Origin of the sequence: Clostridium ihumii AP5, from assembly GCF_000612845.1 — a bacterium.
GTDB classification, from domain to species: domain Bacteria; phylum Bacillota; class Clostridia; order Clostridiales; family Clostridiaceae; genus Clostridium_J; species Clostridium_J ihumii.
In genome coordinates, this window is the sequence record NZ_CCAT010000045.1 from 114,555 (window position 1) to 127,775 (window position 13,221).

General features: G+C 24.8%; 9 protein-coding genes and 1 other annotated feature. Of the genes, 3 read left to right on the top strand and 6 right to left on the bottom strand.

What is annotated here, in order from left to right; translation table 11 throughout:
- Positions 1-35 precede the first annotated feature (35 nt).
- A complete protein-coding gene (locus BN346_RS08405) occupies positions 36-581 on the bottom strand; it encodes a phosphatase PAP2 family protein (protein WP_040327839.1) in 546 nt (181 codons plus the stop codon).
- 135 nt (positions 582-716) lie between these two features.
- Positions 717-2,747, bottom strand: a complete 2,031-nt coding sequence (locus tag BN346_RS08410; protein ID WP_040327841.1) for a methyl-accepting chemotaxis protein — start codon at positions 2,745-2,747, stop codon at positions 717-719.
- Between the two features lie 277 nt (positions 2,748-3,024).
- Positions 3,025-3,290, top strand: a binding site (T-box leader).
- A gap of 79 nt (positions 3,291-3,369) precedes the next feature.
- On the opposite strand from BN346_RS08410, the gene BN346_RS08415 reads away from it, so the two are divergent.
- Positions 3,370-5,043, top strand: a complete 1,674-nt coding sequence (locus BN346_RS08415) for a glutamine--tRNA ligase/YqeY domain fusion protein (RefSeq protein WP_040327844.1) — start codon at positions 3,370-3,372, stop codon at positions 5,041-5,043.
- Between the two features lie 128 nt (positions 5,044-5,171).
- Here BN346_RS08415 and BN346_RS21915 read toward each other — a convergent pair whose 3' ends face one another.
- Together BN346_RS21915 and BN346_RS08420 are read right to left on the bottom strand one after the other, a co-directional pair.
- Positions 5,172-5,321 (bottom strand): hypothetical protein, encoded by a 150-nt coding sequence (locus tag BN346_RS21915; protein WP_187372132.1) that lies wholly within the window; start codon positions 5,319-5,321, stop codon positions 5,172-5,174.
- Positions 5,322-5,772: 451 nt separating this feature from the next.
- Positions 5,773-6,573, bottom strand: a complete 801-nt coding sequence (locus BN346_RS08420) for a DUF368 domain-containing protein (RefSeq protein WP_040327846.1) — start codon at positions 6,571-6,573, stop codon at positions 5,773-5,775.
- Positions 6,574-6,837: 264 nt separating this feature from the next.
- On the opposite strand from BN346_RS08420, the gene BN346_RS08425 reads away from it, so the two are divergent.
- Positions 6,838-7,449 carry a PilZ domain-containing protein gene (locus BN346_RS08425; protein WP_051540193.1) on the top strand — a complete coding sequence of 204 codons (612 nt, stop codon included), beginning with the start codon at positions 6,838-6,840 and terminating at the stop codon, positions 7,447-7,449.
- A gap of 152 nt (positions 7,450-7,601) precedes the next feature.
- Here the strand turns inward: BN346_RS08425 and fsa are convergent, their stop codons facing one another.
- The gene (gene fsa, locus BN346_RS08430; RefSeq protein ID WP_040327848.1) at positions 7,602-8,249 is read right to left on the bottom strand and encodes a fructose-6-phosphate aldolase; all 648 of its coding nucleotides are present in this window, start codon (positions 8,247-8,249) and stop codon (positions 7,602-7,604) included.
- A gap of 178 nt (positions 8,250-8,427) precedes the next feature.
- Positions 8,428-9,624, bottom strand: coding sequence for an iron-containing alcohol dehydrogenase (locus tag BN346_RS08435; RefSeq protein WP_040327850.1), 1,197 nt, complete (start codon positions 9,622-9,624; stop codon positions 8,428-8,430).
- A 335-nt stretch (positions 9,625-9,959) separates the two neighbouring features.
- Between BN346_RS08435 and BN346_RS08440 the strand changes: the two genes are divergently transcribed.
- A complete protein-coding gene (locus tag BN346_RS08440) occupies positions 9,960-13,163 on the top strand; it encodes a DEAD/DEAH box helicase (protein ID WP_051540194.1) in 3,204 nt (1,067 codons plus the stop codon).
- Positions 13,164-13,221 lie beyond the last annotated feature (58 nt).

A 13,221-nucleotide genomic window follows, 5' to 3' on the forward strand; every position in this document is an offset into this window, starting at 1 on the left:
GTTATGACTGAAATTAACTTCAATCATAACTTATTTTATATAATAGTATTCTTTTTAGTTTCTGATTTTTTCCACATAAATACAACTAAACATCCACTTAATAAGCCTAATATGGTTCCTACTAAAACATCACTTGGATAATGAACATAAACATATAATCTTGAAAAAGCCATAGTTGTAGCAAATCCATAAATTAAAACTGCATATTTTTTAAAATAATAACTAAGAACTACAGCACATGCAAAAGATGAACCTGAATGTCCTGATGGAAAAGAATATGATGTTGGTTTCTTAATTAATAGCTGTGACTGTAGAATATTTACACACGGCCTTGGTCTTTCAAACAAATGTTTTAATATTCCCTCTCCTAGTACAGTAACTAAAATTAATGCTATTAAACTATATGCTCCTACTTTTCTATACTTTTTATTTATAATTAACGCTATTGATATTATTATCCATATTAATCCCATATTTCCCATAGAAGTTATAGCTATCATAATCTTATCTAAAACTTTATTATGCATATTATTTTGTATAAAATTTAAAATAGTATTATCCATCATTTGAATATAATGCATTTTTAACCTCCTAATTCTAATGTATGTATCTTATTATATCTTGTCCTGTTAATATTAGTAAAGTTACTTAAGTTTATTAATATTAAAAATAGAACTAAATAATTACTTAGTTCTATTTCTATATTGACATTTTTTCTATATTTTAAACATATTAATCTGTTCATCTAATTTCCTAGATAAACTTTGACTTTCATCTGATTGACATGAAATTTCCTCTACTGATGCTAATTGTTCTTCAGTACATGCTAAAACCTCTTGTGTACTTTGAGATGTTTTTTCTGATAATATTGAAATCTCACTTATTGCACTATTTATTTTTTCTTTACTTTCCTCCATATTATTGGCATGTTCCCTTACATCTTTTAAATATCCAACTAATTTTTTAATTTCTACAGATGTATTATTAAATATTTCTGTAGTCTTAGATACTGCCTCTTCTTGTGAATTTACAGCATTACCTATGCCCTCTATAGAATCAACTGCATCCTTTACTTTATATTGAATATTTCCTATTAAATCTTGAATATTATTAGTTGCATTAGAAGTATCCTCTGATAATTTTCTAATCTCCTCTGCAACTACTGAGAATCCTCTTCCTACCTCCCCTGCTCTTGCAGCTTCAATGCTTGCATTAAGTGCTAATAAATTTGTTTGCTTTGCAATATTATTTATGATATCTATTATATATTGAGCATTATCTGCTGAACTATTTACATCTTTTATAATACTAGTTATATTACTTATTTTTCCTATACCTAGTTTACTTTCATACTCCAAATTTTTTACAATTTCTAATCCCTGAACTCCAAGCAACTCTGTTCTATTAGAAATTTCAATAGACTCTTCTAAATGTTCTATTGTTTCACTTATTTCATTTTCAAGAGTTTCAGATTTGTTTACTATATCATCAATATATACAACTTGTTCACTGCTTTTTTGTGTTATATTTTCCATAGATATAGCTATTTCCTTTACAGCTCTTTCAGAATCATCAGTTATAGACGATAATGTACTTGAAGAATGAAATAAAACTTCACAAGCATCTTTTAGTTCATTTATTAGGTTAACAGTATTCTTTTTCATACTTAATGCTGACTTATAAATCAATCCAATCTCATCTTTTGAATGTACTAAATTCTCATCCATTTCTTTACTATAATCGCCTTCTGACATATATCTCAAATTGTTAGCTATTAAAACTAATGGTTTCAATCTTTTTCTAATAATATAAGATAATATTACTGTACATATAATTATAATTACTATGGCTAATCCTACAGTGTTTATTATACTCTTTTTAACTGTCTTTTCTAATCTTCCAAAAGACATTTGTACTTCAATTCCACCAATATACTCATCATTTACTTCTAGTGGCAATACTATCTCATATGTATTAGCCTTTAATTTGTCACTAAACTTTATATTTTTATATTCTTTCTTATTTTTAATAGCTTCCTCAACAAATTTATTTTCATATTTTTCTCCATTATCATCATCACTTCCAGCTATTTGTATCATATTAGTATCTAATACTCCTACATACAATATTTCATCGCTTTTTGCAGCATTTTTAGAAACTGTATCCATATTAATCTTACTTCTAATATTCATTAAATTTTCTACATCTGTTCCAACTTGAACAAAATATCCATTTTTTAAAGCTACTCCAACAAACTTAACTCTTTTTCCTTCAAGTATACTTTCTCTTATTTCTTCCACACAAACTGTCTTCTTCCCCTCAAATAAACTATTCATTTCATGATCATCTTTAAAACTAAACCCTATAGCTTTTTCATTATTGCTGTATATAACATTTTTAGTTTTATCTATTATACTTATATATGTTACCTTAGCACTATTAGCTAATTCCTTAAGCTTTTCATTATTTATAGTTTTAAAATCCATAAATTCACAACTATATGCTACAGCTAAGCTTTTTTCATTTAAACTTTCATTTAAAGTTTCATCAATTATGTAACTATCCTTTATCTTGTTTCTAACATCTTCTGCTATTCTATACCCAGCATTTTGTATCATACCTTTTAAATTTGACTTTAATTTAACAACATTAACCGTAGTTAACATTACAATTGCTAACACAATAAAAAAATTGGTTAATATTATAATGCTCTTCCTCATAGAGATTTTTTCTTTTTTTAATTTCATACTCCCAATCCCTCCACACATTTCAATTGATATTGATTATCAATACCATTTTATATTCAAAACTCATTTCAGTCAAATATTTTTTAACAATACTTCATTTTGAATACATCTATACCTATTTTTTACTGACTTTTGTATGATTTTTTTATATTTACTACCTGTTTTTTAAGATATCCTCAATTTCATGTAATATAAATTACCTAAATAATATTTCTATTTTAAAAATATTCTTGACATTCTCTATTTTCTTTGATATTATAATTAACAATTATTATAAATATCAGCGATGATAAGAAGAGTAGATTATTATATTTTTTTACAGAGAGCTTTAATTGGTGAGAAGAAGCAAAAAATTTTTAATTGAAGCAAGTCTTTGAGCTTCACATTGGAACTTTTAGGGATAGTGTGACAGGAGCTCCTGTTATAGAGCTAGAGTATCACTTTAAATAAATCTATTTATTTATTGCCGTACTTGAAGAGGTTAATATGGCAACATATTAATAAACTGGGGTGGCACCGCGAATTATATCTCTCGTCCCCAAGACTTTAAAATAGTCTTGGGGGTGAGAGTTTTTTTATTTTACTTTAAATATATATTGTTTTATTATTAGGAGGTTTTAAAATGTGTGATAATAATATTAATTCAAATTTTATGCATAAAATAATTGATGATGATTTAAATATAAACTATTATGATAGAGATATTTGTACTAGATTTCCACCTGAACCTAATGGTTACCTTCACATTGGAAGTGCTTATGCTATAAATATAAGCTACTCTATAGCAAAAAAATATAAAGGAAATTTTAATTTACGTCTTGATGATACTAACCCTTTAAAAGAAGATATTGAATATGTTAATTCTATAATTGAGGACATGAATTGGCTTGGCTTTTCTCCTAATGAAAGAATTTTCTATGGTTCTGATTATTATGATAAAATTTATAATTATGCCGTAAAACTTATAGAAAAAGGAAAAGCTTATGTTTGTGATTTAAGTCCTGAAGAAATAAAAGAATATAGGGGTACTTTAACTGAACCTGGCAAAGATAGTCCATACAGAAATAGAAGTATTGAAGAAAACTTAGACTTGTTTAAAAGAATGAAAAATGGAGAATTTGAAAATTCAACTAAAACATTAAGAGCAAAAATAGATATGTCATCACCTAATATAAATTTTAGGGACCCTGTAATCTACAGAATATTGCATGCATCTCATTACAGAACTAATAACGATTGGTGTATTTATCCAATGTATGACTTTGCTCATCCATTACAAGATGCTATTGAAGGAATTACACATTCTCTATGCTCAATGGAATTTAAAGATCATAGACCATTATATGAATGGTTTTTAAATGAGTTAGATTTCTCTCTCCCTCCAAAACAAAGAGAGTTTGGTAGATTAAATCTAACAGGAGTTGTAACTAGTAAACGTTATTTAAAAGAACTTGTTTTTAATAACTATGTAGATGGTTGGGATGATCCTAGACTTCCAACTATTCAAGGATTAAGACGTAGAGGTTTTACTCCTGAAAGTATTAAAAATTTTGTAAATGAAATTGGTGTATCTAAAAATCAAAGTACTGTTGACATTTCAATGCTTGAACATTGCTTAAGAGAAGATTTAAAACCTAAAGTTGAAAGTCGTATGGTAGTATTAAATCCATTAAAAGTTGTTATAACTAATTATGATGAAGATAGTAGTGAATTATTAGAAATTGAAAATAATGTTGAAAATCCAGAACTAGGTAAAAGACTTGTACCTTTTTCAAAAATAATTTATATAGAAAAAGATGATTTCATGGAAAATCCTATAAAAGGATTTAAAAGACTTTCTCCTGATATTGAAGTTAGATTAAAGGGAGCTTATTTTATTAAATGTAATAAAGTTATAAAAGATGAAAATGGTGATATTATAGAACTTCATTGCACATATGATCCAAAAACCAAAAGTGGAACTGGCTTTAATGAACGTAAAGTAAAAAGTACTATTCACTGGGTTTCTAAGAATAATGGAATAAAAGCAGAAATTCATCTTTATGATAAACTTTTATTAGATGATACTTTACTAAAAGACTCTTCTAAAACTTGGAATGAAAAATTAAATCCAAATTCTTTAGTTGTATTAAAAGATTGTATTGTTGAATCATCTTTAAAAGATTCAAACTTAGAAGATAAATTTCAATTTATTCGTCATGGATATTTTTGTGTAGATAAAAAGTACTCTACTTCTGAAAACTTAGTATTTAATAGAATTGTCTCACTAAAAGATTCATGGAAAAATAAGAAATAACTTTAATAAAAAAATGTTAACTTAAAAATAAGTTAACATTTTTTTATTTAATAATATCATAGAATTTTAATCTCATCTTAAAACTTATTAATTACAAAACTTATATAACATTAATAATTGAATTAGTTTTAAAAATGTGGATCTATCTCTTCTCTTTGAATTTTTTTTAAATCTTTTAATCTTAAACGAGTTTCAGTCATTATACTATTCCAGTCTTCACCATCTATTATCATTTGTTTTGCTTTTTTATAAGATTGATTTTTTTGCTCTCTATTCATTTCTACCTCCACAATAATAATATTTATAATCTTATTATTGTTTTTAATAGACTATTTTATTCTAGCTAAAAATTTTTTAGCCTAAATAAACAACTTAAATTCAAGCTTGGAAACGTATATAAATTTCAAATTTTAAATACAAATTATACTAATAATATTACATATCATTTCTATTTTATATTTGGAACCAAGTAAGAGTTAAGAGTGAAAAGTAAAAAGTTATAGTTGATATTATTCACTTCATTCTTAATATCTAAAATAGAAATACTTAAAAACTACGTTTTTATATTGTTTTCCACTAATTTGCTCTGCAAATTATTATAAAATTTGATTTAAAAAAACTGAGACTTCAGTTTTATCCTTCATTGTTAATTGTTAATCGTTAATTGTTAATTTTGTATAACACTTTCTTAACTGAAACATGAATAACTTAGAGTTTAAACTTGTATTCCTATATATTCTTACTTATTTTATGTATTGTAAAAAATCCTGAAATTAATAGTACTATAGATATAATTTCCCTACCTATCTCTGTAAAACCAGGAAATATTTCAACTACTGAACCTAATATAAATCCTAAAATTAACATATATGTTTGACTTGGATATTTTTTAAGTAATTTTTCTATTCCTCTTGCTGTAAGAAGTGTTCCTACTACTACACCTAATCCAATTGGTAGTATAATACTAAAATTCATTTTTGCAACTGCTTCCATAGTAGTATTATAAAGGCCTAATATTAAAAGAACAAAAGATCCACTTATTCCTGGTAATATAAGGGCTATGGCAACTACAATTCCACCTACAAATAACCATATGAAATTAATTACTGTTATTTGATTGATTATTGAAGATTTATCTTCATAATTTCCACTCATAATTAAAACTATAATTATTCCTAGGATTAAATATAGTATATTACTTTTTCCCTTATTATCTTCCACTGCTTTTTTATATATTATTGGAACTCCACCTAAAATAATTCCTGTAAATAAATATCCCATTTCAATATTATACTTATCTATTATAGTTGTTATTATATTACTAAATAAAAATATTCCAACTATTGCACCTAGCCCTACCTGTAATAAGATTTTATACTGATTTTTAAAATCTTTTAAAATATTATTAATAGCATGTATTAAATCATCATAAATTCCAAGTATTATAGCTATAGTTCCACCACTAACACCTGGTACTATTTGAGAGATACTTATAGCAACTCCCTTAAAAAAATTAGAAATAAATCTCATATTTCACCTCTATATTCACTTTAAAATTTATTCATATTAATTAATATAACCTCAAATTATTAATATAAATATACTAATATTTATATTTAACAAAAACTTAACCTTATATTGTTTTTTACTAGTAAATTTTTTTTAAATTTAGATTACATATTAATAATTTTGTAAACTTTTATTTTTTTTTATAATATTGGAAGATTTTATATTAAATTTTTGTTATTTATGTCGATAATATATTTAGATTTTTATTACATCTAAGGGGGATATATGCATAAGTATTGTTTAGTAAAAATCGAAGACATTGATACATGCAATATTACATCTGGTATACTTGAAAATTTTTATAACAAAACTTTGGTAATTTCTACTGAAAATTGCCATAGTCTATCATTAAACACTCAATATTTCATACATATTATTTCTGAAGAAAGCGGAATATCAACATATGAAGCTACTCTTAATGAAATTTCTGATAATAAATTGTTTTTTAATAGTACTATATTTTTGTTTTCGAAGGAAAGAAGAGATTCTAATAGGGTTTTGGTAAATATTTCTCTGAAAGTTTTCGAAGTATATGTTGGTAATAATGTTTTTGCTTTAAGTAAACCAATTTTAATGACTGCTAAAAACTTAAGTATAAATGGTGTATTATTACAATGTTCTTTAGATTTACCAAGCACCTCTATATTTATTTTAAAATTTCCTATTAATAATAAATCCATAAATCTTACTGCAAACTGTAAAAGAAAGTTTTTTAAACAAAGTATGTATTATTATGGATGTCAATTCAAACTAGAAAGTGAATTTGATGAAATGTTATTAGGAAAATTTATATTAAAAAATAAATTGATTCAATCAAAATATAAAAATTTATTATAAATATAGATAAATACATTTCAACTTATCAATTTTTTAAAAGTCTTATAAATGTATACGTTTTATGAGATTTTTGAATAAATAGAAATAGCCTAGAAAACTTTTTATATTTAAGTTTTCTAGGCTATTTTTATTATATTAATTAATAATAAAATTTATTTATTATTAACACCTTCCCAATCCTTTAAGAATTTTTCTATTCCTGAATCAGTTAATGGGTGTTTAGTCATTTGTTTTAATACATTAAGTGGAACTGTTGCTATATGAGCTCCTACTCTTGCTGCTTTTGTAACGTGCATTGGATTTCTTATACTTGCTGCAATTATTTCTGTTTCAATTCCATGCATATCAAATATATCTACTATTTCTTCTATTAAATTTAGTCCTTCCATTCCAATATCATCTAATCTACCTAAGAAAGGGCTTACATATGTAGCTCCTGCTCTTGCTGCAAGTAATGCTTGTGCCGCTGAAAATATTAATGTAACATTTGTTTTTATTCCTTTTTCAGTTAATATTTTAGTAGCTTTTAATCCTTCTTGACACATAGGAATTTTTATAACTATGTTTTTATGTATTTTCACTAACTCTAAAGCTTCTTTAACCATTTCATCAGAATTTAAGCTTATTACTTCTGCACTTATAGGTCCATCTACTATTGATGTAATTTCCTTTATAACTTCTTTAAAATCTCTTCCTGATTTAGCTATTAAAGATGGGTTTGTTGTAACTCCACAAATTATTCCCATATCATTAGCTTCTTTTATTTCTTCTGTTATAGCTGTATCTATAAATAATTTCATATATATTTCACACCTTTCAATAAATTTACTTTGTAATTATATCATATTATCTTAATCTAGTATATCCTTACAAAGTTTCATTTAAACTCATATCTATAAAGTTATAATCTTATTTTTTATTTGAATATAATAAAAATAAAAGTGGATTCAATAAAGGAATCCACTTTTTAATATTTTATTATAAAGATTCTCTATATATTGCTTCTACAACTTCTTTTGTAGCCTTAACTGGTGCTAGTGATAATAATAAATCAAGGCTTGGTGTTGTAAATGCTAATTCAACTAATTTAGGTACATCCTTTTCTGTAAATCCTAAATCTTTTAATGTTTCTTTTATTCCAACTGATACAAGCCATTCTTTAACTTTTAATGCTGCTTCTTCAGCTTCATTTTCTTTTCCTTCTAATTGTACAATTGGTCTAAGTATTTCTGCTAATACTTCACTACATGCTGGATATATATGTCTTATTACTGCTGGTAATAAAACTGCAAGTCCTAATCCATGTGTAATATCTGGTTTTACAGCACTTAATGGATGTTCTAATGCATGAGTATAGTGAAGCATTCCATTATCAAAGCATACACCACCTATCATAGATGCATATGTCAAGAAATAACGAGCTTCTATATTGTTAGGTTCTTCTAATGCCACTGGTAAATACTGATGTACAAGTCTTATAGTTTCTTTTGCTAACATTACACAATATGGACTTGTAACTAATGAAGTTGCTGCTTCTACAACATGGTTAACAGCATCTACAGAAGTATAGCAAGTCTGTCCTTTTCCAAGTCCAACCATTAAATTTGGATCATCTATTGCATACATTGGGTAACATACTTCATAAGCTATAGCTGGCTTATATTCCTTTTCAAGTAAACTTACAACAGCAAATCTATCAACTTCTGTACCTGTTCCATGAGTTGTGTTAATTGCAATTATAGGTAATGCTTTATCTGGTGTAAATTTATATTCATATAAATCTGCTGTTGTATTTTCTTTATAACAGCACATAATAGCTACAGATTTTGCTGAATCGATTGGACTTCCCCCACCAATTCCTATTATAGCTTCTGCACCAAATTCTACAGCTAAGTCTCTTGCTTCATCACAATCATGTGAATTAGGGTTTGGTGTAATTTTATTATAAAGTAAATACTCAATTCCATTTTCTTCTAAAGCTTTTGATACAACGTCCCAAGCTCCTGTTTTTATATATGCTGCTTTTCCTGTAAGAATTGCAACTTTTTTAATTCCTTTGTTCACTAAATCTTTAGCTATATCATTAAATTTTTGTATTGCTCCTGCCCCTAAATATAAATGTGTTTTTGTAATAATTTCTCTCACTTCATTAACTGGCATAGTTTTTTCCCACATAATATAACTCCTCCAATATATATAAATTTGATTTTATTTTAAGAATATTTGAAATTTATTATATTAATATACTAATATAAACTTAGAGCATATTCAATAGATTTCGTTAAAAAAATATCAATTTTCTATTGTATTTTTTTCTTTATTTTAAAAATTTTAAAATAATTTAATAAAATACATTGTTTTCTACAAGATACTTGTTTTTTTTTAAATTCTTTGTATTTTTTTTAACAAGTTTTGATAATATTATTCTTACTTTTGTTTTCTATTTTTTTAATTGGTTATACTTTATGATATATTAGATATATATTTGTTTTAAAGGAGTATATTAATATATGTTTTCTGTAGATTTTGAAAAATTACTTGCAAATTGTTTTTATTATAAATATTCAGATGGATGTTCTTTATTTAGAAAAGATAAGGTAGCTATAACAAATATAGATGTAAATGATATTAATTGTTTCTTTGCTTCTGGAATAGTTAAAGATTCAAATAATTCATTGTATAAAACTAGTATTACTGTTAGTCATGATGGTTCAGTTTTAAATATGCATTGTAGTTGTGATGATTATGACACAAATGAACCTTGTACTCACATTTATGCATTGGCACTAAAATACAATTATGAAATTTCAAATCAACCTGAAATAGTAAATAAACTAAACTATTTAACTTTAATTTCTAATATAAATGAAAATATTTCTTCAGTTGATGTTGAGAAAAAAGAATTAGATTTAGAAATTCATTTAAATATAAATAATGAATTAAAAAATGATTGTATTTGTTCTTTAAGCTTTAAGGTAGGTGAAAATAAAAAATATGTAATTAAATCTATTAAAAACTTTTTAAACTGTTTAGACTCAAATTTACCACTACAGTTTGGAAAAGGCTTTACCTTTAATCCTCAAATTCATAAATTTTCTAAAATAGATAAAGAAGTTTTTTCTTTACTTAGTTCTATACTAGAAATTCAAAATATTAATTCAAACACTTATTATAATAATAAAAATCTGATAAGTGGTAAGGATATTATATTGCCAAATTCTATTGGAAAGAGATTTTTTAACATATTGAAAGAAAAGTCGTTTTTTCTAAAATACAATAGTTTTGACTTTGGAGCTAAAACCATTATATGTGAAGACCTACCTATTTCCTTTGACATTTCTAAGGGAAATAGTGAAATCACAGTAAATTTGAAAGATAAAAATATATTTCCTATTTTCAATGGTGAATACTATTTATATGGTTCTACCCTATATTACCCTAATGAAAATCAAAGAAAATTTTTAAAAGCTTTCTGCAATTGTGACAAAGTAATTATTCCTGAAAATGAAATAAATAGATTATCAAAAATTATACTTCCAACAATAAAGGCAATTTCTAATAAAATTAATATAACAGATAATCTTAAAGAAATTATAATAGATGATCCTCTAATTATTAATTTATACCTTGATAAAATTGATGACTCAATTGAATTAAAAATTGAATTTTGTTATGGTGATATAAAGTTTAATCCATTAAATGAATCAATTGATTCTAAAGGACTTATAATAAGAGACATAGAAAAAGAAACCTCTATACTTTCATTTATTGAAACTTTTGGTTTTGATAAAAAAGAATCCTCTTATTATATGGAAGATGAAAGTTCTATTATTAATTTTATATCTAAAGGCATTGATGACCTTAAAAATCAATGTATCATATACTACTCTGAAAATTTTAAAACATTAAAAATACATAAAAATTCGAGAATTAATTCTTCTATAAAATTAACTGATAATAATTTGTTAGATTTTTCTTTTTCAATAGATAATATTAGTAAAAATGAATTGAAGGATGTTTTAAAATCTATAAAACTTAATAAAAAATATCATCGACTTAAAAATGGTTCTTTTTTGTTGTTAGATAACCCTGATTTAGTTAATTTTACAAATACAATTGATTACTTGAACTTAAAATCTAAAGATTTAGAAAATGATAGTATATTGTTATCTAAGTATAATGCATTATATTTAGATAATAAATTTCAAAACAACAATACATTAAAGGTTGAAAAAAATAAAAATTTTAGAAATTTAATAACAAACTTCAAATCTGTAGATGAAAGTGATTTTAAAGTACCTTCTTCGATTAATGCATCACTAAGGGAATATCAAGAGATAGGTTTTAAATGGTTTAAAACTCTTTCTCAATTTGGATTTGGTGGAATATTAGCTGATGAAATGGGTCTTGGTAAAACACTACAATCAATAACATTTATAGATTCTATACACAAAGAATTTAAAGAACCAACTTTAGTTATTTGTCCTACATCACTTGTTTATAATTGGGAAAGTGAATTTAATAAATTTGCTCCCCATATAAAAACTTTAGTTATTAGTGGTAATAAGGATTTACGATTATCAAAATTAGAATTACTATCTGATTTTGATGTAATAATAACTTCTTATCCCTTAGTTAGAATTGATATAGATAATTATAAAAAAATTAATTTTTCATACTGTTTTTTAGATGAAGCACAACAAATAAAAAATCCTGACTCTTTAACAACCAATGCTATTAAAGAAATTAGAGCTACTGGTAAGTTTGCTCTTACTGGAACACCTATAGAAAATTCTCTTACTGAACTTTGGTCTATATTTGATTTTATAATGCCAGGATATATGTTAAACTTAAATAAATTTAAAAATAATTATGAAAAGCCAATATTTAAAAATAATGATAAAAATGCTCTTGAAGAGCTTAATAAACATATAAAACCTTTTATACTGAGAAGAAGGAAAAAAGAAGTTTTAAAAGAACTTCCTGATAAAATGGAACAAACCATATTAATAGATTTAAATGAAGAACAAAAAAAATTATACTATTCTTATGTTGAAAATTATAAAAAAGAAATAGAAAATGAAGTAAATTCAAATGGATTTAATAAAAGTAAACTTAAAATACTTTCATTATTAACACGACTTCGTCAATTATGTTGTGATCCATCTAGTTTTATAGAAAATTATTCTGGAAGTAGTTCTAAAGTTGATTCTCTTATGGAAATTTTAGATTCTAGCATTTCCGAAAATCATAGAGTTCTTATTTTTTCTCAATTTACTTCTACTTTAAAAAATATATCAAAACAACTTGAAGATAGAAATATATATTTTTTATACCTAGATGGAAGTACTAAAAGTTCTGAGAGATTAGAACTTGTTAATAAATTTAATTCTGGTGTAGGTAGTGTATTTCTAATTTCATTAAAAGCTGGAGGAAATGGACTTAATCTTACTAGTGCTGATACTGTAATTCATTTTGATCCTTGGTGGAATCCAGCTGTTGAAAACCAAGCTACCGATAGCGCCCATAGAATTGGTCAAACTAAAAAAGTTGATGTAATAAAACTTATAACTAAAGGAACAATTGAAGAAAAAATTCAAATACTTCAATCCAAAAAACAAGAAATTTTTAATATGACTGTTGAAGAAAATGCTTCTTCTGATAATATAATTTCAAAAATGACTGAGGATGATTTAAATATGTTATTAAGTTAATTGTCTACACCATTTTCATTATATATATTACTACATATATATACAAATGTAATAATTC

Coding starts and splice junctions, on each gene's coding strand:
- BN346_RS08405 (WP_040327839.1), bottom strand. CDS start 581: ATGCATTATATTCAAATGATGGATAATACTATTTTAAATTTTATACAA.
- fsa (WP_040327848.1), bottom strand. CDS start 8,249: ATGAAATTATTTATAGATACAGCTATAACAGAAGAAATAAAAGAAGCT.
- BN346_RS08440 (WP_051540194.1), top strand. CDS start 9,960: ATGTTTTCTGTAGATTTTGAAAAATTACTTGCAAATTGTTTTTATTAT.
- BN346_RS21915 (WP_187372132.1), bottom strand. CDS start 5,321: ATGAATAGAGAGCAAAAAAATCAATCTTATAAAAAAGCAAAACAAATG.
- BN346_RS08420 (WP_040327846.1), bottom strand. CDS start 6,573: ATGAGATTTATTTCTAATTTTTTTAAGGGAGTTGCTATAAGTATCTCT.
- BN346_RS08435 (WP_040327850.1), bottom strand. CDS start 9,624: ATGTGGGAAAAAACTATGCCAGTTAATGAAGTGAGAGAAATTATTACA.
- BN346_RS08410 (WP_040327841.1), bottom strand. CDS start 2,747: ATGAAATTAAAAAAAGAAAAAATCTCTATGAGGAAGAGCATTATAATA.
- BN346_RS08415 (WP_040327844.1), top strand. CDS start 3,370: ATGTGTGATAATAATATTAATTCAAATTTTATGCATAAAATAATTGAT.
- BN346_RS08425 (WP_051540193.1), top strand. CDS start 6,838: ATGCATAAGTATTGTTTAGTAAAAATCGAAGACATTGATACATGCAAT.